Genomic DNA, 23,630 nt, shown 5'->3' on the forward strand with positions numbered 1-23,630 from the left:
TGGACAAGGCAGCGCAAAAGCCACGGGATAACCCCAACCCGTCGACCGGCCCTACGCCGGGACCGAAGTCGCGCTTTGGCAAATGTGAATATTGCAGCCCCGATGGCTCGTGAATAATGACCCCCACCCCGACAATCACGGACATTGCCATGCATGCTGCACAAGACCAAGACCAGATTTACCCGGAAATCCGCGAGGCCGTACGTGACCTTTGCCAGCAGTTCGACTCCGCCTACTGGCAGCGCATCGAGGAACAGGTCGGGTTCCCGGAGGAATTTGTCCAGGCATTGACGCAGGCGGGTTGGCTTTCCGCCCTGATCCCCGAGTCCTATGGCGGCTCGGGGCTGCCGCTGACCGCGGCCTCGGTGATCATGGAAGAAATCAACCGTAACGGCGGCAATTCCGGCGCCTGCCACGGCCAGATGTACGTGATGGGCTGCCTGTTGCGCCATGGCTCCGAAGCCCAGAAACAGCGCTGGCTGCCCGGTATCGCCTCAGGCGAACTGCGCATGCAGTCGATGGCCGTGACCGAGCCCACTACCGGCACCGATACCACCAAGCTCAAGACCACGGCCGTTCGCCGTGGCGACAAGTACGTCATCAACGGGCAGAAGGTATGGATCTCGCGCGTGCAGCATTCCGACCTGATGCTGCTGCTGGCACGCACCACGCCGCTCGACCAGGTAAAGAAGAAGTCCGAAGGACTGTCAGTGTTCGTGGTGGACCTGCGCGAAGCCATCGGCAACGGCCTGACCGTCCAGCCGATTCGCAACATGGTCAACCACGAGACCAACGAGTTGTTCTTCGACAACCTCGAAATCCCGGCCGAAAACCTGATCGGCGAGGAAGGCAAGGGCCTTAAGTACATCCTTGACGGCCTGAACGCTGAGCGCATCCTGATTGCGGCCGAGTGCATTGGCGACGGCTACTGGTTCGTCGAGCGGGCCAGCGGCTATGCACGCGAACGCATCGTGTTCGAACGCCCGATTGGCCAGAACCAGGGCGTGCAGTTCCCGATCGCGCGCTCCTTCGTCAACGTGGAGGCGGCCAGCCTGATGCGCTACAAGGCGGCGCAGCTGTTCGACGCCGGCAAGCCCTGCGGCAAGGAGGCCAACATGGCCAAGCTGCTGGCCGCCGATGCCTCGTGGGAAGCGGCCAACGTCTGCCTGCAGACGCATGGCGGCTTTGGCTTTGCCGCCGAGTACGACATCGAACGCAAGTTCCGCGAAACCCGCCTGTACCAGGTGGCACCGATTTCCACCAACCTGATCCTGTCGTACGTGGCCGAGCACGTGCTCGAACTGCCCCGTTCGTTCTGATTCTGATGCCGATGTCGAACATGCCCAACGATACCTACCCGACCCGCCAGCTCTGCGAGTTCCTGGCGCAGTTGAAGCTCAGTGACATCCCCGCGCCCGTGGTCGAGCGCACCAAGGACCTGTTCCTGGACTGGATTGCCTCGGCCATTGCCGGCAAGGACGCGCCGGCCATTCGTCGCATCCAGGAGTTTGCCGCCGCGATGGGGCCAAACGCCGGTGACGCCGAAGTACTGGTCGATCGCCGCCGCACATCGCCATACTTTGCCGCGCTGATCAACGGCGCCTCGTCGCACGTGGTGGAACAGGACGACGTGCACAACGGCTCGGTGCTGCATCCGGCCGCCGTGGTCTTCCCCGCTGTCGTAGCCGCCGCGCAGGCCGAAGGCAAGAGCGGCGCCGAAGTCCTGCTGGCGTCGATTGCCGGCTATGAAGCGGGCATCCGCATCGGCGAATTCATGGGCCGGTCGCACTATCGGGTGTTCCACACCACAGGTACCGTCGGCACGCTGGCTGCGGCCGCTGCCGTAGCCAAGCTGTACGGGCTCGATGCCGAAGGCATCAACCAGGCGCTCGGTTCGGCAGGCACGCAAGCCGCCGGGCTTTGGGAATTCCTGCGCGACGCCGCGGATTCCAAGCAGTTGCACACTGCCAAGGCCGCCGCGGACGGCCTGCAGTCGGCATGGCTCGCCCGCGCGGGTTTCACCGGCGCGAAGCAGATCCTCGAAGGCAAGCAGGGCATGGCAGCCGGCATGTCGTCCGATGCCAATCCCGCGGCCTTGACCGACGGGCTCGGCACACGCTGGGCCACCGCTGAAACGTCATTCAAGTTTTTTGCCTCGTGCCGCCATACCCACCCCGCGGCCGATGCATTGAAGGCGTTGATGCAACGCGATGGATTGCACGCCGAGCAGATTGCTTCGGTCACGGCCCACGTACACCAGGGGGCGATCGATGTGCTGGGCCCGGTTGTGAATCCGGTGACCATCCATCAGGCAAAGTTCTCGATGGGCACCGTGCTGGGCCTGGTAGCCGTCCATGCGCACGCAGGCCTGGCCGAGTTCGAGCAGCATGCGCTACAGGACACGCGCATCGCAGCCTTCTGCAACAAGGTCACGATGGCGCTCGACGACGAGATCAATGCCGCTTATCCACGGCAGTGGATCGGCCGTGTTACGGTGAGCACCACCGATGGCCGCACGCTCGAAGCACGCGTGGATGTGCCCAAGGGCGATCCGGACAATACGTTGTCGCGGCCGGAACTCGAAGCCAAGGCCATCCAGCTTGGCGCGTTTCGCCACGGCGCTAGCGAGGCGGAGATGCGCGCTATCATCGCTCGCGTATGGCGTCTTGAACAGGAAGCGAACGTCAACGGCTGGCTTCCTTCGGCGCGATAACCCCACAGGACAAGGCAATGACTACAGCAACGACAGCACCGACGCTTGAGCAATTGCGTGAATGGATCGGCCGTTCGGAGACCCGCACCGAGACACTGGCGGCCGAGCCAGTGCACGCGCTGGCTGCCACTTTTGACCTGGACGGCGCCGCCATTGCCAGCCAGCCGCTGCCGCCACTGTGGCACTGGCTGTATTTCCTGCCACGGGCCCCACAGCGCACGATTGGACAGGACGGCCATCCCGCGCTGGGCGGATTCCTGCCACCAGTGCCGCTACCACGTCGCATGTGGGCCGGCGGCGAACTCACGTTCCACCGTGGCCTGCGCGTGGGCGAGACGGTGACGAAGACGTCGACCATCTCCGACGTCCAGCACAAGTCAGGCCGTAGCGGTGAGCTGTGGTTCGTGACCGTCGATCATGCCTACACCGTCGATGGCGAAACGGCGCTGAACGAGCGCCACGATATCGTCTATCGCGCCATGCCGGAGAAAGGCCAACCCCAGGCGCCGCGGCCGCGACTGGAACATGCCGCACAGTTCGGTCGTACGCTGCAAGCCGACCCTGTCATGCTGTTTCGATTTTCGGCACTGACTTTCAACGGCCATCGAATCCACTATGACCTCGACTACGTGCGCGATGTCGAAGGCTACCCTGGCCTGATCGTGCACGGCCCGCTGCAGGCGATGCTCACGCTGGAACTGCTGCGCCACGAGCGGCCGCAGGCACGCGTCAAGCGCTTCGGGTTCCGGGGTCTGGCACCGCTGTTCCATCAGGACACCGTATCGGTCGGCGGCATGGACGCACCGGATACCGCCGGCAAGGTGGTGCTATGGACCGGCGACGACAAGGGCGGGCAGGCCATGTCGGCGTGGGCCGAGGTTGGCGCCTGATATAACGGGCCGGGGCCTTTTCAGGTTGGCAGCGGATTTACGGCAATCAGGTACAGCACCGGCTTGTTGTCACTCTCCTTGCTGCCAAACTTGAACAGCCGGCCAGCGCCCGCACCGCGAATGCAGAATGCCACGGTGTCCTTGCCCGCGGCAATTGCCTCATTGACCGCCCGCGTAACGGTGAAGCCACGGTATTGCAGCGTGTTGTCGAGATAGAGCGCGGCACTGGTTCCGGAACAGGCCGGCGCATTCGCGCCGGTGATCGCCTGCTCGGTCCATTCCGTGGAGACGCTGTAGGCGTGGATATTGACCGCCGCCGTATCCGTTTCATTTCCCCCATACATGAGCAGCACATAACGCGGCGTGAAATCGGGCGGCAGCGTGACCGCACCTTGCGGAATCCGGAGTTTCAGATAGATCATCGATTCCGGCTTCGAACCGCCACCGATTTCCGCATCGAGCGATGGCTCGGCACCGTAGTTGGCGGCATCGCCAGTGATCACCGTGGCGTCTTCGGCCGACTCGTTATAGGAATAGGCCACCTCGCGGTTGCAAACCCGTCCCTTGTTCATGCAGTAGCCAGCCATGAACTTCGCAGCCTGGTCGCGCCAACCCAGGAAGAAATCCGCATGGGCCGTGTAGAGCGAACCCCACAACTCCTTGACCACCTTGCCCTGGGCATCGAGTTCCGGGTCCAGTGAAAGCTGCACATTCGTCAGATCGGATATCTGCCCGAGCCGGTAGGCGATGTTCATGTTGACCTCGGGAAGATGAACCGGGTAGTCCGACGGACAGTTACCGCTGCTGTCGGGATAGGCCATATTGTCATGGCCTCCCATCTTCGGGGCCAGATTCTTGCCATCCCAGCAGGTGGGAAAGTTGAGCCCGATATTGAATTGCGTGCCCGTGGCTGGATCCGGAACGCAACTGGTGGGGATGGTATTGGTGTAGCCGCGCCCCGTGCACAGGAACGAGACGCGAGGGTTAGGCTGGGTCCCGTGGTGATTGCCGGCCAGCATCTTGAGGCCCGGCGGAAATGGCTGTACCACGACCCGCTTCGACGAAGGCACCGCCTGGTTCGTGTAGTACGTTTTCTGGTACATCGGCGCCACGACCTTACCGTCCGGCAACCTCAGCGCGGGCGCCCAGTACGCCGTGGCATCCGCGGCGTTCTCGCACGTCGTGCCCGGGCTGGCCTGCAGCGAGTCTGCCGTCGACATGGCGTTCGCCGTGGTGTTGCCGAAGAAGTCGTGCTGCATCGCAATCCCTGGCTTGCCTGGATAGACAATCGGGTCGTCAGGCAATCGATGCGAGAAATTGCAGACGATGTTGTTGCTGCCGTCGGTCAGCGTCTGCTGCAACGGCGGCCGTGGCGGGGTTCGCGAACAGCCGCAAACGCCTAGCGCAATGCCCACGATGCAAATCCATGCCTTTCCCATGATGGCCTCCGAGGCGGTATCGACGATCTCATGTTGAGTCGGTCGCACCGCCGCCACAATGGAACAGGCGTGGATGATTTCGGTGGTGTTCTCCCCTCTCCCGCGCTGCGGGAGAGGGGAGTTTGGAAGCCACCGCTGTCAAATCACCAGTTCAATCAGGAACGGGCCCTTACGCTGGTTGGCCATGCGGAACAGATCATTGAACGATTCCATGTTATCGGCGCGCGCCGCCTCCACGCCCATGCCATTGGCCATCTTGACCCAGTCAAGATCCGGATTGCCGAGGTCGAGCATGTCGAGCGCGGTCTTGCCCGGATTGGCCCCTACGCCGGCCAGTTCGCCAAGCAGGATCGCGTACTTGCGATTGGCCAGCAGCACGATGGTCACATCGAGCTTCTCGCGCGCCATGGTCCACAGCGACTGCAGCGTGTACATGCCCGAGCCATCGGCCTGCAGTGCCACCACGCGGCGGTCTGGTGCGGCAATTGCCGCACCGGTGGCCAGTGGCAGGCCGGCCCCGATCGCGCCACCGGTCAGTTGCAGCCAGTCGTGCGGCGCGGCATGCACGGTGCCTGGATAGAATGCGCGCCCAAAGCTCACGCTTTCTTCCACCACCACGGCTTGCTCCGGCAGTAGCGCGGTCAGCGTCTGCGCCACGGCTTCCGAAGTGACGGCACCCTTTGCAGGTTCCACGGTCACGGACCCCGTTTCCGGCAGCCGTGCGCTGCGCGCGCCGAGCTCGTCCGCCAAACGTGCCAGCGCCTCGGCCAGATCCTCCTCGGGACGAGCCAGCACGTGGATCGACGCATCTTCCGGATACGGCCGCGGCGACTTGCCCGGATAGGCAAAGAACGTGACCGGCGTCGGTGCGCCAACCAGAATCACATTGCGGATCCCGGCCAGCTTCTGGCGTGCCGCATCTCCCGAATATGGAATGCGATCGATGGCCAGCATGCCACGTCCGCGCGTCACGCGCGCGTTCGACATCGGCGTGATCAGGCGCGCATCGGTGGCGGCAGCGATACGATGGGCATCAGACAGGGCACCTTCGCGCAGCGCACTGCCGGCCAGTACGATCAGCGTGGGCTGCCCGCTGCGCAGGATTCGCGCGGCATTCTGGACCGCGTCGGGCGCCACCTTCGGCACGGGCAGCGCAGGCAACGGTGCCGCAACCTTGCCGCCGGCATCCCAGCACACATCGGACGGCAGGATCAGGCTGGCAACGCCGCCCGGCGCCGAGGTTGCCGCCTGCACGGCCATTGCCGCATCGGCACCGACCGATGCCGCATGGGTGGCCGTGCGCGTCCATACCGAGACCGGGCGCGCCCAGCCTTCGGTATCGGCGGTCAGCGGCGCATCGAACGGGCGGTGATAGGTTGCCTGGTCGCCGATGATATTGACGACCGGCGTCTGGGCGCGACGCGCGTTGTGCAGGTTCGCCAGCCCGTTGGCCAGGCCGGGTCCGCAATGGAGCAGCGTGGCGGCCGGCTTGTCGGCCATGCGCGCATAGCCATCGGCCGCGCCAGTCACCACACCTTCGAACAGGCCCAGCACGCAACGCATGCCGGGAATGCGATCGAGCGCGGCCACGAAATGCATTTCGCTGGTACCGGGGTTGGCAAAGCAGGTATCCACGCCGCAGGCGAGCAGCGTCTTGACCAGGCTTTCCGCGCCGTTCATCGGTTCTTGAATCTCCATCTTGGGTTCCGTGCTGGTTGGCTGTTGTCAGGAATGGGGGGCGAGCAGGTCGAAATCCAGGCTGACGTACTCGGTGGGGAATTCAATCCGTGCGTAGTAAACGATCACGTCGTCGACGCACGCAAAGCGGCGCAATTCAGCCACGGGCGCGCCAACGGCCAGTTCCAGCGCGCCGGCTGACGCCGCACCGGCCGGCACGATCGACAGGCGCTGGCGGGCGGCATTGACCTTGAGGCCGGGAAAGCGGTCCAGCACCGGCACCGATGCCCCGTGGCGGAATGCTTCGGGCTCGCGTGCGAAAACGTCAGCGGCAATGTAGACCTCGCCCACTGCAAACGGACGGTCGTCCATGCGGTGCGCGCGCTTGAGGAAGTGATAGCCGGCGGCACGCCGGCCCTCGCAGGGCATGCCAAGATCGTCGGGCAGTGCCACGTCGGCCGTCGACTCGACCATGGCTTCAGTGGAAAGCTGGCCGCCTACCGCCACGGCCTGGTCCCAACTGACCGGCAGCGTCAACTGGCGTCGCTCACGTCCGGCGGCCTTGACGAAGGTGCCACGTCCGCGCGAACGCGCGACCAGCCCTTCGGCATCCAGCTCCGACAGCGCGTGATGCATGGTCATGCGTGCCACGCCGTACTGGCGGCACAACGCTTCGAGCGACGGGATCTGTTCGCCGGGACGCCAGGCACCGCTTTCGATCTGGCGGCGAAAGATGGTGGCGAGCTGCAGGTAGACAGGCTCGCGGCTTCGGGAAAGCAGGTCGGTGGCGTCCGGCATGGCAGAAGTAGTCCCCGGCGCAGCAACGCACATGCGTCGCCGCGCTGGGTCGATACCAGACTCTATTAAAAGTCTAGGTAGCTAGACTACTAGGGTTTACCGCCGCACCGTTCCATCCTGCAGTTTTGTGCCAACTCAGGCCGCAGCAACGATGGCCGGTGCCAGTTCGGCATCGTTGCCGGCTGTCATGTCGTCGAGGCGCAATGCGGCGCTGACGGCAGCGTGCACGGATTCCACGAATGCCTGTTTGCGGCGCCAGGCCGAGCGCTTCTTCGAAGCGATTTCAGCGATGTCGCGCAATGGCTGGCACGTGGGGATCTCGATGTTGCCATCCGCACAGGGCACACCGTGGTATTCCATCCAGAAGCCCTCGTAGTCGGTCTGGATTTCACGCGGTGTATTGCGTTGGCGCCCGACATGGTTGTCGCGTGACACGGCGCGGATCCGCTGTACGCCCACCGTGGCGGCAAAGGCCAGCAGCGCCTCCATTACCACGTCCTTGGGCCGCAGGCCCTCACTGGCCTTGGTGGCCGTGCGGATCCATTCGCGGCTAGCCTCGTTCATCGGCCCCTGCAGGCCGCCGACAAAGATTTCGGGGCCGTCCTTGCCGCGGCGCAGATAGAAGCTCAGTTGCGTCAGGCACGCCCCGGTTTCCGTATCGGTCCAGTAGAACGCCAGTTCGCCCTCCTTCGGATTGGGGCCGGGGTCGGCCAGCCGCAGCACGTACCTGCCGTCACCAAACTGCCAGTCCAGGCCACCGGTGAGATAAACACGGTCGCAAACGCAAGCCGGCAAGTTCATCTGCATGACCGAATAGTGGTCAAGCACCATGCGCACGCGTTCCCCAAAACCCAGCCCCGACTTGCCCAACGGTCGAAAGGGCTTTTCAAGCAGCAACGGCCTGGCGGCAACCAACCTGCCCAGAAGCGCGCACGAGCCGGCATCACGCATCCACGGCTGCACCGTATGCGCACGCATGGCTGACATGGCAAGCAGCTTGAGCCGGCGCGACAACCATTTACGGCTGCCCGCCGGATAGCAGAAAGTGGAGACCGAGGCTACCGCACTCAGGTATCGCAAATACTGCGCTGGCGGAAAATCAAACAACCCACCTGCACGGGCATGAAGAAGCCCTTGCAGACATGACATTGGTCCTTGCACGACGGAATGCTCCCCTGTTGACGCGCCGGTCCATTCTTGGCGGGACCTGGTTTGCACGTAATATGACCCTGCTGCACGTCCCGGATGGGATCGGCAACGGGCTGGCCTATCTATATTCGCGTTAGTGGGGATCTAGGCCTAGCCCGTAATATCCCGTAACGCATTGAAATAATACAGGTTGACACGCCAAGCAGGAACAAGCGAAGTCCGCGCATTTGTGCCCAATATGTCGCTATTTCACTGAAATGTTTTTCATTTTTGTTACAGCTTACGCACAACGCTCGTCTTCGCCGGGCTTCCGTCACATCACGCTGGGCAAAGGCCAAACAAAAACGGCGAAGCATCGCTTCGCCGTTCCGTCACGCGTGTCCGCGCATGATGAGTAGCCGCCAGTTGCGGCCGTGTGTGCACCGACTTACCAGCGCACGTCGTTTTCCCAAGCCTTCATTTCTTCTTCTGCCCGTTCCTTGGTGTAGCCGTAACGCTCCTGGATCCGGCCGGCCAACTGGTCACGCTTGCCGTTGATCACCGTGATGTCATCGTCGGTCAGCTTGCCCCACTTCTCCTTGACCTTGCCCTTGGCCTGCTCCCACTTGCCTTCGATCTGATCCCAGTTCATAGCGACTCCTTGCGTTCGGTTAGGTGTTGCCGAGCTGATTGGTAGTTACTTCGCGTACTTGGCCTTTACGTTGGCCTGGCACTTGTCCTTGGCATCACCCGACATCGCATCGCACTTTTCCTTGTCGGCCTTGTAAGCGGCATCGACAGTGTCCTTGCGGGCATCGGCGCGAGCTTCGGCCACATCGGTACTGGTGCCGGTAGCGGCAGCCTTTTCAACCTTGGCGGCGCCCAGCGCGCGTTCATGCGAAGCCTTGGCTTCCTTCACACAGACGTCCTTGTCGTTGCCCTTCTTGTCGTCGCACATTTCCTTGGCCACGTCATAATCGCGGTCGGCCTTGGTTTTCATGGCCTTGGCGTGGGCCTTCTCGGTGCCGTCACGCTTGGCATCCGCATTGGCCTTGGCCACATCGCGGTCACGCTTCGCTTCCAGCTTGCAGACGTCCTTGGCATTCCCGGACATGCCGCTGCACTTGTCGCTGGCTACCTTGTAGTCTGCGTCGGCCTGCTTCACCGCCGCATCATGGTCTGCTTTCGAACCTGCCTGGGCGTAGGCAAAGCCCGCCGGGGCGGCAACCATCATCGAACACACTGCCGCGGTCAGCCACTTCTTTGCAATCATGTCGTGCTCCTTTTCTCAAGTGAAATACTCGTCAGGCTCATCGCACTTTGCGTTGTGCCCTGCTGTAGTTGCAGGTTATGTTTTGCCGCTCCAGCAAAGCAGAAGGTCGCTGCTGAAACATTCGTAAGACAATTCCCACAGCATCACTTTGCGACATGTGCCCAATGAAAAAAGGCCAATGAAAAAAGGCCAATGAAAAAGGGCCGGCATCGAGCCGGCCCTGGGCAGTACTGCAGCCTCAAAAAATTGTGTCGTCGATGTCAGTGCGGTACGGAATCGAGCCCGGTTTCCTTGACTACAGGTTGCGCCGTGGGCGCCGCAAGGTATTCGAGCAGTGCGTGCGCTTGCGCGGGATGCGCAGCGTTGACCGGCACACCACCGGCAAAACGCGTGATGGATTGCACGTCTTCAGGAATGCGGCCAACGAAGGTTACGCCAGGCACTGGCAATAGTTCGGCCACCTGCTGGAAACCAATCTCGTACTGGCCATTGGCGACCATCGATGCGACCGGCACCTTCTCGATCTTTTTTGCCTTGGCAGCCAGCGCAACCGGCTCGCCGAGCTTGCCGAACAGTTCGCGTTCGACATAGACACCGCTGGCGCTATCTGAATAGGCGATTGATTTTGCCTGCATCAGCGTCCGCCGCAGGGCATCCACGGTACGGATGTCAGGCACCGTCGCACCTGCACGTACCACCATGCCGATGCGCGAGTCGGCCAGTTCCACACGCGACTTCGGGTCGACCACACCCTTCTTGATCAGGTCATCGAGTGCATAGCCAACCATGATCACCACATCGGCCTGCTCACCGCGCGCCAACCGGTTCGGTATCGCTTCGGGCGAATTTCCCATCGATGGCCCGTGCTCGGTCTCCAGCTTGCTGCCCGTCTGCTCCGTGAACTTCGGCCCCAGCGCTTTGTAGGCTGCCGTGAACCCACCGGAAATCATCACGTGGATATCGGTTGCCGTCGCGGGCTGTGCATAGGCTGCCGGCGCCAGGAATGTCGCTGCAACGGCTCCCGCCGCTACCCAGCTTTTCATCATTGTTGTGTCTCCGTCTTGACCGGGGCCGTGGGCACCCCGAACCGGTGACTATAGGTAGCGCGCCATAGCGCAGCCAAGTCACGTTTGATGACATCGTGTTCACAAACCCTGAAGAGTGACGGAAATGGCATGCGCTACGTCCTCTCAGAGGGGTCCGTTCGTTCGCGCTTGACGTCCGACTTGACGCCCCACTTGACGCTCCACCTCATCACGAATATTCTTTTTATGAACTTATCGTTCATATTTGAACATACATAAAACTGACCACGGTTATCGCAGTGGTTACCTCAAAGGAGCGCCCTCATGATTTCAGGAAAAATTGGCATCAACGGTGCCGGCATCGGTGGCCTGGCAGCCGCCATTGCCCTGCGCAAACTCGGCATGGATGTTGTGGTCTTCGAGCAGGCCGCCCGATTCGCACGGGTGGGTGCGGATATCAACCTCACGCCAAACGCCGTGCGTGCGCTCGACGGTCTTGGCGTGGGCGATGCACTGCGCGCAACCGCGGCCCGCCCCACGCACCGCATCAGCCGCACCTGGGACACCGGCGAGGAAACCTCGCGCCTGCCGATGTCCGACGAAGCCGAGCGCCGCTACGGCGCGCCGCAACTGACCATGCATCGCGGCGACCTGATGGCCGCGCTGGAAGCGGTAGTACCGGCGGCCAATGTCAGGCTTGGGCACAAGGCCACCGCCGTGGTACCGCGCGAACGTGGCGCGACATTGCAGTTTGCCGATGGCAGCCATCAGGACGTGGACGTGCTGATTGGTGCCGATGGCATCCACTCGATCGTACGTACCGCGCTGCTGGGCGCCGAGCATCCGATCTTCACCGGCGTGGTGGCCTATCGCGCCGTGGTGCCGGCCGAACGGCTTGCTGGCGTGCCGAATATTGGCGCCTTCACGAAATGGTGGGGGGCCGAGCCGAGCAGCCAGATCGTGACGTTCCCGCTGAACCGCGGTCGCGAGATTTTCGTGTTCGCCACGGTGGCCCAAGACAGCTGGCGCCATGAATCCTGGACCACGCCGGGCAACGTGGCAGACCTGCGCGCCGCATACGCCGGCTTCCATCCCGATGCGCGCGCGTTGCTCGATGCCTGCGACGACGTGCTGATTTCCGCGTTGTACGTGCGCGATCCGCTGCCGGCATGGTCGGCCGGACATATTGCGCTGATGGGCGATGCGTGCCACCCGATGATGCCGTTCATGGCCCAGGGTGCCGGCATGGCGATCGAGGATGGTGTTGTATTGGCGCGTTGCCTGGCCGACGCCACGCTGGACGACGTGCCCACCGCGCTTGCACGCTATCAGGCCGCGCGCCACGAGCGCACTAGCCGCATCCAGATTGGATCGCGCGGCAACGAATGGCTCAAGGCCGGCGGCAATGCGGACTGGGTGTACGATTACAACGCCTGGAACGTTCCGCTGAACTGAACTGGACTGAACGTTTGCGCTTCACCGTGTACGGTGAACGCGCGCACAGGAAGCCCTTCCCTTTCGATTGTTTCCCAGCTTGCCAATGCCGAAGCCCGACCCGCTGCGCAACCCATCCCTGCACGCCGAATCCGAAAACGACGCCGACGATGGCACTGGCAGTGGGCAGCAACTGGTGTCGCCAGTCATTCGCGGCATGCGGCTGCTGCGCTTTATTGCCGAGGGCGGTTCCACGGCCAATCTCAGCGAAGTGGGCCGCCGTATCGATGTCAACCGCGTGACGGTGATGCGGCTGCTGGCCACGCTCGAGCACGAGGGCATGGTCGAACGGCTGCCGCAGGGCGGGCACACGGTGGGCTTCGCGTTCCTGAAGCTGGCCTCGCGCGTACTGGCGTCGAACGACCTGACATCGTTCGCGCGCCGCATCCTTGCGCGGCTCAGCGAGTCATTGCAACTGTCGGCCTACCTTGCGGTGCCCGACGGCGGCCACGTGCTCTACCTGCTGCGCGAGATGCCCAACACGGGCCTGGTCAGCAATATCCAGGTAGGCAGTCGCGTGCCTGCGCATCTGACCACGCCGGGCCGCATGCTGATCGCCCATCTGCCGCCCGAGGATTTGCGAGAGAGACTGGGCGACGATCCACTGCCCAAGGTTACGGGACAAAGCCCCGGCACCCACGCCCGGCTGGCCGAGATCCTCGCGGCAGACCTCGAACGCGGCTGCGCATGGAGCTTCTCGGCATTCGAACCGGGCATAGATTCCTGCGCCGCACCGGTTTGCGACGCCAGCGGCGAAGTCATCGCCGCCATCAGCGTTGCCGGACCGCAGCAACGGTTTGAAGCCGATGGCTTGCTGCGCGAGCGCGCCGAGAAGGAAGTAAAGACTGCGGCAAGGGATCTGTCCGCACTGCTTGGATATCGCCAGCAGTAGGTTCCACTGCGACGTTGCGTCGCAACAAAAATCTGTGGTGTGAAGCGTGAGGCTCGCTATAATGCAACACTGTTGCAAAAACGAATCTCAACTTTTCGCTTCGCCTGCCCATGCCCGGACGCCACCTCACGCCCGCCATTCTGTTCGCCGCTACTGCGGCAACATCCCCTTTTGCCGACGCTGCGGACACTGCCGCCGAGCAGACCTTGCCCGAAGTCTCCGTGCGAGGCACGGCTTCCGGGCCTTACGTTACCGGCGCCACGCGCACGGATACGCCATGGCGCGAGGTGCCGCAGTCAGTGCAGGTCCTGCCGCGCACGTTGATCGACGATATCGCCGCCACCCGGCTCGACGATACGTTCGACTACGTCAGTGGCGTCTCGCGCCAGAACAACTTTGGCGGACTGTGGGACAACTTCGCGATACGCGGCTTTACGGGTAACGAGAATACCGGCGCTGGTTACCTGGTCAACGACTTCGCAGCCAATCGCGGCTATGCGGCACCGCGCGACACGGCAACCATCGAGCGCATCGAGGTATTGAAGGGCCCCGCTTCGTCGCTCTATGGCAGCGGGGACCCCGGTGGCGTCATCAATATCGTCACGAAGCAACCGCAGTTCAAGCCAGCGCAGACCTATGGTTTCGAGATTGGCAGCCGTGACAACTATCGCGTCTCGGCCGATATCACCGGCGCCCTCAGCGAAAACGTTGCCGGCCGGTTGGTCGCGGTGGCCGACCACGATGGCAGCACGCGCGATTTCGTCAACAGTCGGCGCTTTCTGCTGGCGCCGTCCTTTACGTGGATGGCAGGTGCCAGCACCGTCGTGCAGTATGCCGGCGAGATCCAGCGCTATTCCACACCGCTGGACCGTGGCATCGTGGCCGTCAACGGCAAACTTGACGCGGTGCCGCGCTCCCGCTTCCTTGGCGAGCCCAACGACGGTGACATCCGGCTGGACAGCCAGTCTCACCAGCTTTCCGTGGAACATGACTTCAGCGACCACTGGAAGGGTCGCGTAGCACTGGCCTACCGCGGCGGCACGCTCGAAGGGTACTCCACCGAAGCCAGCGCGCTGCTGCCCGACAATCGCACGCTGACCCGCCAGCGCCGCTATCGCGACTACCAGTCCGACGATGTCTCGCTACAAGCCGACGTCACCGGCAAGTTCACCACGGGGCCGCTCGGGCATGAGCTGTTGCTGGGCGTTGATACGTATCGATTCAGTATTTCGCAGGTCATGTTGCGTCGGAATCCGAGCAGCGCCGCGCCGTACGCCATCGACATCTACGATCCCGTCTACGGCCAGACGCCCCCGACACTACTGCCGAACACCAATACCTACGAGCGCCAGACCAATGTCGGCCTTTATGCCCAGGACCAGTTGCGTCTGGGCGAGCGTTGGCGCGTGCTGGCCGGCGCGCGCTTCGATATCTATAACCAGTCGCTCGACAACCGCCTGAGCGGCAGCAGCACCAGCCAGCATCAGAGCGCGGTGTCACCGCGCATCGGCGTGACCTACCTGGCCAGCCAGACCGTGTCGGTGTTTGCCAACGCCAGCAAGTCGTTCAGGCCAAACCCGGGCAGCAATGCCGATGGCAATGCGTTCTCGCCCGAGCATGGCCGCGCGGTAGAGGCAGGCGTGAAGTATGAAGCGACGGACCATCGCACAACCGCCACACTGGCATGGTTTGAGATCCGCAAGCGTAATGCCCTGACCACGGACCCGTCGAACACGGCATTCCAGATCGCGGCGGGCGAGGCGCGTAGCCGTGGGGTGGAACTCGACGTGTCCGGCCGGCTCGGCAATCACTGGCGCGTCACCGGCAGCTTTGCCTTCACCGATGCCGAGATCACGCAGGACACACGCCTTGCGGCCGGCACGCCGCTGTCGAATGTGCCACGCACCAGCGGTAGCCTGATGGCCATCTACGAGGACCAGGCACCGCTTGGCCAGCGCTACGGCATCGGCGCAGGCGTGCGCTATGTGGGCACGCGCGCCGGCGATGTGCAGGACAGCTTTTCACTCCCAACATACACGCTGGTTGACCTGCTTGCTTACTGGCAATACAGCAAGGCCGTACGTGTAACGCTCAATGTGAACAACCTGTTCGACCGCACGTACTACGCCAGTTCGTACAGCAACCTGTGGATCATGCCCGGTGCTGGACGTACGGCGCGCCTCGGCGTACAGCTGAGCTTCTAGCACGATGACATTCCAGCTTCGCTCATCTGCGCGACGGCGCCTGCTGCGCGCGGCGGCACTCTCGCCACTGCTGCCGCTGAACGCGCTTGCCACGCAGGTTATGGACCGCACCTTGCGCGTGATCGGTCCGTGGGAACTGTCGAGCCTCGATCCGCTGCGCAATGGCTACCTGTTCTCACGCATGCAGGTCACCGAAACCCTGGTCGAGCATGACGCGAACGGCATGCCGATACCGGGCCTGGCCGAGAGCTGGGCGATCACGGAAGACCAGTTGCAATGGCGCTTCGTGCTGCGCGCCGATGCGCGCTTCCACGATGGCACCCCGGTGCGCCCTGCCGATGTGGCATTTGGGCTTGAACGCGCACGCCACGCAGCGGGAATGCTGGCAGTCGCACCAATCGCACGGATCGACACCGAAGCCAATGCCATACGCATACGGCTGACGCGGCCGTTCGCCCCGCTGCCGGCCCTGCTTTCCCACAGTAGCACGCAAGTGCTGGCACCCGCATCGTTCGCAGCCGACGGCAATGTGCGCACCATCATCGGTAGCGGGCCCTATCGCATCATCGAACTGGAACCGCCGCAGCGCTTTGCGGTGGTGGCATTCGACGGATGGCGCGGCAAGACGCCGGCGATCGCGCGCGCTTCGTACCTGTCCGTCGGACGCGCCGAAATGCGGGCGCTAATGGCCGAAGGTGGTCAGGCCGATCTTGCATATGGGCTCGATCCAGGCAGCCTCGCGCGCCTGGCGCGCAGCCCCGGCGTACGTCTGCACGCGGTGACAATTCCGCGCACTACCGCATTGAAGATCAATGGCAGCCATCCGTTCCTGGCCGACGCGAGCGTGCGGCGCGCGCTATCCCTGGCGCTCGACCGGCGCGGCATCGCCACGGCGATCCTGCGCGAGCCGTCGCTGGCGGCGACGCAGCTCTTCCCGCCCACCCTGGCAGGCTGGCACGATCCCGCGCTGGCACCCCTGGCATCCAATCCAGCCCTGGCCCGCGGACTATTGGCCCAAGCCGGCTGGCTGCCGGGCAGCGATGGCGTACTACGACGCGGCGACACCCGCTTTGGCATCACGTTGCGCACCTTCCCGGACCGTCCCGAACTGCCGGTCATCGCCGCGGCAATCCAGGAGCAACTGCGCCAGGTCGGCATCCAGCTACGTGTATCGATCGGCAATTCAAGCGATATTCCACTGGCACATCGCGACGGATCACTCGACATTGGTCTGATGTCGCGCAACTACGGCGTGGTACCCGATGCGTACGGCACGATCGCGCAGGATTTCGCTGCCCACGGCGGCGACTGGGGAGCCATGGGCTGGTCGGCACCGGACGTCACGCAAGCATTGGCGGCCCTGCCCGCCATGGCCGACGGACCGCCAGCCCGACGCCTGCGCCAGCAGATTGCCGGCACCCTGCAGCGCGAGCTGCCATTGATTCCGGTGGTCTGGTATCGCCAGACGCTGGCGGCCAGCCCACGGCTGGCCGACGTGTCGATCGATCCGTTCGAGCGAACCTATCGCCTGACGCACATGCACTGGACTTCATGAACGATTCTTCCCTGCCGATGGCACCCGACCTGCCAGCCGACTTGCCAAGCGCGCCGGTGGCAGCACCCATACGAAGTTCTGCCGCCCTGGTCGGCCGCATCGTTTTCCAACGCGGACTGCAGGCTTTGCTCGTTGCCGCACTGGTTGGCACACTGAGTTTCCTGATGATGCGCCTGCTGCCGGGCGACATCGCCTACCGCATTGCCGCCGGACGCTATGGCTACGACATGGTGACCACCGCAGCGGCTGAAGCCGTGCGCGCGGAACTGGGACTCGGACTGCCATGGGCCGACGCACTGCTGCAGTGGTGGAAGCATCTGGCGCGCTTCGACCTTGGCGTCTCCGCCGTGACCGGTGCGCCGGTCATCGACGAGATCACGCACCAGCTTGGCCATACCTTGTGGCTGGCCGTCGCCGCGCTTGCCGTGTCCTGCGCCATCGCGGTGCCGCTCGGCTTTGCAGCCGGCCTGCGTGCCGGCGGGGCACTCGATCGCGGTACATTACTTGCCTCGGTATTGTTGCGCGCGATGCCACCGTTCGTGCTCGGCATCCTGCTGGTGACCTTGCTGTCGATCGAATGGAACCTGATTCCCACGGGTGGCCATGATGCGCACGGCTCACTGCTGGCACCCGCACTGACCCTCGGGCTCGGACTCTCCGCCACGACGCTGCGCGTGGCGCGCCACGCCATGGCATCGGTACGCGATGCCGCGTACTTCCAGTTCGCGCGCACCAAGGGCCTCGGAGATGCCCAGGCGCTGCTGCGGCACGGCGTGCGCAACGCCGCCATTCCACTGGTGGCCTACCTTGGCGTACAGCTCGTGTATCTGGTCGAGGGTGTGGTCGTCATCGAAACCTTGTTCGCATGGCCCGGGATCGGCCATGCGCTGGTACATGCGATCTTTGGACGCGATGTACCGATGATCCAGGGGACAGCCATCGTCATGGGCCTGCTGTTCGTGGCACTGAATGCGCTGGTCGACCTGGCTTGCGCGTGGATCGACCCGCGTGTACGGATTGCCAGGGGACGCCGATGCTGAATCGCCAACGTCTGGGTACAGTACTGCTGCTCCTGCTTGCGCTGTTTGCCATCGCCGGTCCGTGGCTGGCCCCACGCGCACCGTTCGAGCAAAACCTGTACGGCATCCTGCAGGCGCCCGGGCTGACCGAGCCACTGGGTACCGACCATCTGGGCCGCAGCATGCTCGCCCGGCTAGCCACCGCCACGCGCCTGTCGCTGGGCCTGGCGCTGCTAAGCGTACTGTCCGCGGCATTGCCAGGCACGCTGCTTGGCCTGCTGGCTGCGTGGCGTGGTGGATGGACCGCACGCGTGACCGGTGCGGTGGCCGACGCGGTGCTGGCGCTGCCCGGGCTGTTGCTGGTGCTGTTGCTGAGCGCGTTCGCACCGGGCGCATTCTGGCCACTCTACGTTGGACTCTCGCTGGTACTGTGGGTGGAATACTTCCGCGTCACGCGTGCCACGGCCAGCGTGGTGCTGGCCAGCCCGCACGTAGAGGCAGCACGACTGCTTGGCTTCGGCACACGCTACATCGTGCGTCATCACGTGCTCCCCGAACTGCTGCCGTTGCTCGGTACGTTGATAAGCTTCGGCGCCAGTGCGGCCGTGCTGGCACTGGCCGCGATGGGATTCGTCGGGCTCGGGGCGCAACCGCCCACGGCCGAACTGGGCCTGATGATGACCGAGCTCTTGCCCTATGCGGCCGAAGCGCCATGGGTTATCGCAGGACCGATCGTGGTCCTGACACTGGCCACCCTGACGCTGGTTCTGCTGAGTGGCCAGCCGCGCGAGAGAACCGCTCCATGACATCAGACACCACACCGCTGTTGCGCGTCGAGCGGCTCGAAGTGAGCCTTGAAAAGAGCGGCTCCGAGGGCCGCTTGCTGGGCCCTGTATCGTTGGCACTGATGCCAGGCCGCGCGTTGACGCTGCTCGGTGAAAGCGGTGCCGGCAAGAGCCTGCTGGCCCACGCCATCGTGGGCACGCTGCCGCGCGGCCTGCGCGCCAGTGGCAGCATCACGCTGGCAGACACGACCTTCGATGCCATGGATATCCGCGCGCGCCGCGCGCACTGGGGCCGCCAGATCGCCTTGCTGCCGCAGGAACCGTCGCTTGCGCTCGACCCGACGATGCGGATCGGCCGGCAACTGGCTGAAACCCATGCCATCGTCGGTGGAAAATCATGGACCGCAGCCTGGCGCGACGCGCAACATGATCTCGGCGCACTCGGCCTGCCCCACGCCCGCGCGGCATGGCCCGCCACACTGTCTGGCGGCATGGCCCAGCGCGTGGCACTGACCATCACGCGTGCCGGCCGTGCGCCGGTGTTGATCGTCGACGAACCGACGAAGGGGCTCGACCATCGCTGGCGCGACGCCATCATCGCCCAACTGCAAGCCGCCCTGCGCGAAGGTTGCACGGTACTGACGATCACCCACGACGTGGCTGTTGCGCGCGCGCTGGGTGGCGATGTGGCAGTCATGCGCGACGGTGAGATCGTCGAGCATGCCGCGGCAGACGACCTGCTTGGCAATCCGCGGCACGCGTACACGCGTGCGCTGGTCGCAGCCGATCCGCAGGCATGGCCGCGCCGCGCAGCCGCCCCCGGCGGCCACGAAGTGCTGGCCGCCAGCGGCCTCGCCAAGAGCTATGGCACGCATGAACTGTTCCGCCATCTCGACCTGAGCCTGCGCGCCGGCGAACGCGTGGCCGTCACCGGTCCGAGCGGCAGCGGAAAATCCACGCTGGGTAACATCCTGCTTGGCCTGGCATCGGCTGACGCCGGCTCCGTGAGACAACCCTCAAACCTCGCGCGAGTCCGCTACCAGAAGCTCTACCAGGACCCGGCATCGGCATTCGCCCCACGCCGCACCCTCGGTCGTGCACTGGCAGACCTGTGTGTCCAGCATCAACTCGACGGCACACGCATTGCGCCGCTGATGCAGCGCATGCGCCTGCAAGCTGCGCTGCTGACGAGACTGCCCGAGGCCGTGTCTGGCGGTGAGCTGCAACGCTTCGCACTGGTGCGCGCGCTGCTGATGGATCCGGTCTTTCTGTTTGCCGATGAACCGACGTCGCGACTCGATCCGCTGACACAGAAGGACGTCATCGACGTGATGATCGACGCCACCACCGAACAAGGCTGCGCACTGATGCTGGTCACGCACGATCCCGCCATCGCAGCCAACGTGGCGGAACGACATATCGAGATTGGCGAGGCGCGAACGTGATGCCCGGCACATAACCGTGCATAACCCTGCCAGCCCCGGGGTTCTTGCGTTTTGTATCGATCGATCTATAATCCCTTCAGATTTCATAGCGATCGATACAAAACAAGGAAAGCCCATGGCGCGCCCCCGACAATTCGATGCCAAGGCGGCACTGTCCGCCGCCCAGGAAACGTTCTGGGCCAAGGGCTATCACGCCACCTCGACGCGTGAACTGACTCAGGCCATGGGCCTGACCCAGCCAAGCCTGTACAACGCCTTTGGCGACAAGCGCCAGTTGTTCATGCAGGCGCTTGATGACTATCTCACCCACGCTTTGCGGGAACGGATTGCGCGCATCGAGTCGGGTTATCCGCCAGCGCAGGCATTGGTGCAGTTCTTTGCCGAAAGTGTCGAGCGCGGCGCGACCGAACTGCCGCATCGTGGCTGCATGCTGATCAATACCGCGCTGGAGGCCTCGCAGGAGGACCCGGAGCTCAAGGCAGCCGTGGCAATGGAACTGACACTGCTGCGCGATTTCTTTGAACGCCTGATACGCGCGGCGCAGGCTGAAGGCACGGTAGCTGGCCATCACGATGCCAAGGACAGTGCAACCATGCTGCTATCGCTACAGGTAGGCATGCGCGTGCTGTCGCGCGTCATGCCCGATCGCGCATTGCTGGAAGGCACGGTACGGCCGGCACTGGCCGCTCTTGGCCTGCAAGCCCGCGGCGTGGGCGACACCTCCGCCTAGACACCCTCTTCACCCCCCGGTTACTTGCCCCGCACACGCTGCCAATGCAGCGTGGTGGAGACGCTCACCCTGACACGCCCCGAAGGAATTCCCATGTCACAAGAAGCTACAGCAACCGCCGCTGCTCCGCGGCCTCACTCCGATCCAGTGCCCGAACATCGCTCACTCGATGCGCGCGCGCTGCACGCCGCGTTCGCGGGCCTGTGCGCAAGCCTGGTTGCCATCGGCCTGGCACGCTTCGCATATACCCCGCTGATCCCCTCGCTGATTCAGGCCCACTGGTTCAGTGCCACCGATGCGGTAACGCTGGGCGCCGCAAACTTTGCGGGGTACCTGGCGGGTGCACTGCTGGGCCGCCCCCTGGCGGCACGCTTGTCGAACCGTCACGCGCTACGCTGGTTGATGGCGGTAGCCACAGCTGCGTTCTTCGCGTGCGCGTTTCCGGTGTCGGTGAGCTGGTTCTTTGGCTGGCGCTTCCTGTCCGGCCTGTCCGGTGGCGCCATCATGGTGCTGGTTGCCACGGCTATCCTGCCGCATATCGCTCCCGGCCGACGCGCGTTTGTCAGCGGGATGATCTTTCTGGGCCTGGGCCTGGGCATTGCGGCATCGGGCACACTGGTTCCGGAACTGCTCAAACTGGGCCTGCGCACCACATGGCTTGGCCTCGGTGCGGTTTCCCTGATCCTTACGGCCGTGAGCTGGCTTGGCTGGCCTGCCACCGATACCCCGCCGGGCATGCCCGCCGCCACCGCCGCAGGCCATCATGCCGCAGACCCTGCGCTGGCATCGCACAAGCGCGCGCTGCGCGTGATCTATGTCCAGTACGCGGCCAATGCCTTGGGCCTGGTGCCGGCCATGATCCTGCTGGTCGATTATGTGGCGCGTGGCCTCGGACAAGGCGCGTCAGTGGGAGCACGCTACTGGGTACTCTATGGCATTGCCGCGATCGCCGGCCCGCTGGTGAGCGGATGGCTCGGTGGGCGCGTCGGGTTTCGCAACGGCTACCGGATTGCGATGGTGCTGCAGGGTCTTGCGGTGGGACTGCTTGCCATCTCGCACCACGTGGCGGCGCTTTGGGTAGCGACGATCGTGCTCGGGGCATTCACGCCTGGCATCGTGCCAATGGTATTGGGTCGGGTGCAGGAACTGCTGCCGCACGACCCCACCGCGCAACGTGCGGCATGGAGCCGCGCCACTGCATCGTTCGCATTGTTTCAGGCACTGGGCGGCTACGGCTATGCATTCCTGTTCTCGCATAGCCACGAAAACTATTCGCTGATCTTCCTGTGCGGGGCGGCAGCCATGACGGTGGCGTTTATCGCCGACTTCACGGTGCGCCAGCGCGGCTGACCACCTTGTTCATCCGGACGGCCAGTTCAGCTACCGTCCGTGAACTTCTGCAGCAGGCGCAGGAATTCCTTGAACTCGGTTTCAGAGAAATTGCGCAGGCGATGGTTGAGCACCTCGGGCGCGATATCTGGAATCTGCGCAGCAACGGTATGGCCCTTGTCGGTCAGGATCAGGTGAATCACGCGCCGATCTTCGTCGCTTCGTTGGCGCTGCAGCAGCCCCTTGCTTTCGAGCTTGTCCAGCATGCGCGTCATCAGGCCGGTATCGATGCCGAGCAGCTTGCTGATCTCCAGCGGCGTGCTGGCCATGCCGCGCATCAGCGACAGCAGGATGCCCATCTGCTGGCCCGTAATGTCCAGCGGGCGCAGCGCCGCATCGACCTCCATCAGCAGGCTGTTGCGTGCCCGGTTCAAATGGAAACCGACACTTTGGGTGAGCTGGAAGTTTTCGCGTGTGTAGTGTTTCACGACATTTCGGCCAGATCGGGAACTGCCAATGTATCTGATGCATCAGAAAAATGGAAGAAACGCCCCACCGACGGGGCAGACCGCCGCTGCGCCCCCTTGCAGTCATCGCGCGACTTGTATAGGCTTCAAACTACGATTTAATTAGTCCGAGTTCCCATGTCGTTCATCAGTACCGGGGTCGAGTACGGCCTGCATTGCCTGCTCTATCTGGCCCGCGGCAACGCCGCTGTCGAGGAGGCAAGTGTGCGCGACCTTGCAGAGCTGCAGGGCATCCCCACCGAGTATCTGGCCAAGTTGTTCACGAAGCTCGCCAAGGGCAATCTTGTGGTGGCTACCGAAGGTATCCGCGGCGGCTTCAGGCTGGCCCGGCCTGCCGAACGGATCACCGTCCATGACGTGGTAGAAGCCATCGACGGCGACAAGCCGCTGTTCGATTGCCGGGAAATCCGCGGCCGCTGCGCGGTATTCGAGGACGCGCCACCGGCGTGGGCCACTCGCGGTGTCTGCTCGATTCACGCTGTCATGCAAGCGGCAGAGAAAGCCATGCGCGCCGAGCTTAAGCAGCACACGCTCGCCGATCTCGCGCAACGCACCACCGACAAGGCGCCCGCCAGCTACGGGGTGCAGGTGGTGCAGTGGCTGACAGACCGCGCCGCCAACCGAGGCGGCGACAAGGATGCGCCTGTATCGCCAAAAGGACGCAAACGGGCCTGATTGACCGGGCCTTCCCAACACCCTGATCGAGA

General features: G+C 63.8%; 21 protein-coding genes. 13 read left to right on the top strand and 8 right to left on the bottom strand.

What is annotated here, in order from left to right:
* The first annotated feature begins 149 nt into the window (after positions 1-149).
* Genes ACO550_RS14900 through ACO550_RS14910 form a run of 3 tightly spaced genes read left to right on the top strand, consistent with a single transcriptional unit; the run spans position 150 to position 3,603 of the window.
* Positions 150-1,319 carry an acyl-CoA dehydrogenase family protein gene (locus ACO550_RS14900; RefSeq protein WP_315592324.1) on the top strand — a complete coding sequence of 390 codons (1,170 nt, stop codon included), beginning with the start codon at positions 150-152 and terminating at the stop codon, positions 1,317-1,319.
* Between the two features lie 20 nt (positions 1,320-1,339).
* Positions 1,340-2,713 carry an MmgE/PrpD family protein gene (locus ACO550_RS14905; protein ID WP_485994886.1) on the top strand — a complete coding sequence of 458 codons (1,374 nt, stop codon included), beginning with the start codon at positions 1,340-1,342 and terminating at the stop codon, positions 2,711-2,713.
* 17 nt (positions 2,714-2,730) lie between these two features.
* Complete coding sequence (locus tag ACO550_RS14910; protein ID WP_315592326.1) at positions 2,731-3,603, top strand: HTD2 family dehydratase; 873 nt, start codon at positions 2,731-2,733, stop codon at positions 3,601-3,603.
* 20 nt (positions 3,604-3,623) lie between these two features.
* On the opposite strand, the gene ACO550_RS14915 is transcribed toward ACO550_RS14910, so the two are convergent.
* The 7 genes from ACO550_RS14915 to ACO550_RS14945 form a co-directional block, all read right to left on the bottom strand.
* On the bottom strand, positions 3,624-5,042 hold the full coding sequence (locus ACO550_RS14915; protein WP_315592327.1) for a DUF1996 domain-containing protein: 1,419 nt from the start codon (positions 5,040-5,042) through the stop codon (positions 3,624-3,626).
* A 138-nt stretch (positions 5,043-5,180) separates the two neighbouring features.
* Positions 5,181-6,722 carry an acetolactate synthase large subunit gene (locus ACO550_RS14920; protein ID WP_315592457.1) on the bottom strand — a complete coding sequence of 514 codons (1,542 nt, stop codon included), beginning with the start codon at positions 6,720-6,722 and terminating at the stop codon, positions 5,181-5,183.
* A 45-nt stretch (positions 6,723-6,767) separates the two neighbouring features.
* Positions 6,768-7,517, bottom strand: coding sequence for a GntR family transcriptional regulator (locus tag ACO550_RS14925; protein ID WP_315592328.1), 750 nt, complete (start codon positions 7,515-7,517; stop codon positions 6,768-6,770).
* 135 nt (positions 7,518-7,652) lie between these two features.
* Positions 7,653-8,504 carry a DUF535 family protein gene (locus tag ACO550_RS14930; RefSeq protein ID WP_315592329.1) on the bottom strand — a complete coding sequence of 284 codons (852 nt, stop codon included), beginning with the start codon at positions 8,502-8,504 and terminating at the stop codon, positions 7,653-7,655.
* A 589-nt stretch (positions 8,505-9,093) separates the two neighbouring features.
* The gene (locus tag ACO550_RS14935) at positions 9,094-9,297 is read right to left on the bottom strand and encodes a CsbD family protein (protein WP_315592330.1); all 204 of its coding nucleotides are present in this window, start codon (positions 9,295-9,297) and stop codon (positions 9,094-9,096) included.
* A 45-nt stretch (positions 9,298-9,342) separates the two neighbouring features.
* The gene (locus tag ACO550_RS14940; RefSeq protein ID WP_315592458.1) at positions 9,343-9,915 is read right to left on the bottom strand and encodes a hypothetical protein; all 573 of its coding nucleotides are present in this window, start codon (positions 9,913-9,915) and stop codon (positions 9,343-9,345) included.
* Between the two features lie 263 nt (positions 9,916-10,178).
* On the bottom strand, positions 10,179-10,964 hold the full coding sequence (locus ACO550_RS14945; RefSeq protein ID WP_485994887.1) for a substrate-binding domain-containing protein: 786 nt from the start codon (positions 10,962-10,964) through the stop codon (positions 10,179-10,181).
* Between the two features lie 303 nt (positions 10,965-11,267).
* Here ACO550_RS14945 and ACO550_RS14950 point away from each other — a divergent pair, with 303 nt between their 5' ends.
* From ACO550_RS14950 to ACO550_RS14990, 9 genes are all read left to right on the top strand, one after another.
* Positions 11,268-12,398: an FAD-dependent monooxygenase gene (locus ACO550_RS14950; protein WP_485994888.1), complete on the top strand. Its 1,131-nt coding sequence runs from the start codon at positions 11,268-11,270 to the stop codon at positions 12,396-12,398.
* 85 nt (positions 12,399-12,483) lie between these two features.
* On the top strand, positions 12,484-13,329 hold the full coding sequence (locus ACO550_RS14955; RefSeq protein ID WP_485994889.1) for an IclR family transcriptional regulator: 846 nt from the start codon (positions 12,484-12,486) through the stop codon (positions 13,327-13,329).
* 110 nt (positions 13,330-13,439) lie between these two features.
* On the top strand, positions 13,440-15,533 hold the full coding sequence (locus ACO550_RS14960; protein WP_315592331.1) for a TonB-dependent siderophore receptor: 2,094 nt from the start codon (positions 13,440-13,442) through the stop codon (positions 15,531-15,533).
* Positions 15,534-15,537: 4 nt separating this feature from the next.
* Positions 15,538-17,088, top strand: a complete 1,551-nt coding sequence (locus tag ACO550_RS14965) for an ABC transporter substrate-binding protein (protein WP_315592332.1) — start codon at positions 15,538-15,540, stop codon at positions 17,086-17,088.
* Between the two features lie 164 nt (positions 17,089-17,252).
* Positions 17,253-18,128, top strand: coding sequence for an ABC transporter permease subunit (locus tag ACO550_RS14970; RefSeq protein WP_315592462.1), 876 nt, complete (start codon positions 17,253-17,255; stop codon positions 18,126-18,128).
* On the top strand, positions 18,122-18,913 hold the full coding sequence (locus tag ACO550_RS14975) for an ABC transporter permease subunit (protein ID WP_315592333.1): 792 nt from the start codon (positions 18,122-18,124) through the stop codon (positions 18,911-18,913). Before ACO550_RS14970 ends, ACO550_RS14975 begins: the two co-directional genes overlap by 7 nt.
* Positions 18,910-20,337 carry an ABC transporter ATP-binding protein gene (locus ACO550_RS14980; protein ID WP_315592334.1) on the top strand — a complete coding sequence of 476 codons (1,428 nt, stop codon included), beginning with the start codon at positions 18,910-18,912 and terminating at the stop codon, positions 20,335-20,337. The genes ACO550_RS14975 and ACO550_RS14980 overlap by 4 nt, the downstream gene beginning before the upstream one ends.
* A 115-nt stretch (positions 20,338-20,452) precedes the next feature.
* A complete protein-coding gene (locus ACO550_RS14985; RefSeq protein ID WP_315592335.1) occupies positions 20,453-21,067 on the top strand; it encodes a TetR family transcriptional regulator C-terminal domain-containing protein in 615 nt (204 codons plus the stop codon).
* A gap of 93 nt (positions 21,068-21,160) precedes the next feature.
* Positions 21,161-22,417, top strand: a complete 1,257-nt coding sequence (locus ACO550_RS14990) for a YbfB/YjiJ family MFS transporter (RefSeq protein ID WP_315592336.1) — start codon at positions 21,161-21,163, stop codon at positions 22,415-22,417.
* Between the two features lie 26 nt (positions 22,418-22,443).
* Here ACO550_RS14990 and ACO550_RS14995 read toward each other — a convergent pair whose 3' ends face one another.
* Positions 22,444-22,884 carry a MarR family transcriptional regulator gene (locus tag ACO550_RS14995; RefSeq protein ID WP_315592337.1) on the bottom strand — a complete coding sequence of 147 codons (441 nt, stop codon included), beginning with the start codon at positions 22,882-22,884 and terminating at the stop codon, positions 22,444-22,446.
* Positions 22,885-23,040: 156 nt separating this feature from the next.
* Here ACO550_RS14995 and ACO550_RS15000 point away from each other — a divergent pair, with 156 nt between their 5' ends.
* Positions 23,041-23,598 (top strand): Rrf2 family transcriptional regulator, encoded by a 558-nt coding sequence (locus ACO550_RS15000; RefSeq protein ID WP_315592338.1) that lies wholly within the window; start codon positions 23,041-23,043, stop codon positions 23,596-23,598.
* The last annotated feature ends 32 nt before the right edge of the window (positions 23,599-23,630 follow it).

Source organism: Cupriavidus sp., from assembly GCF_057315035.1.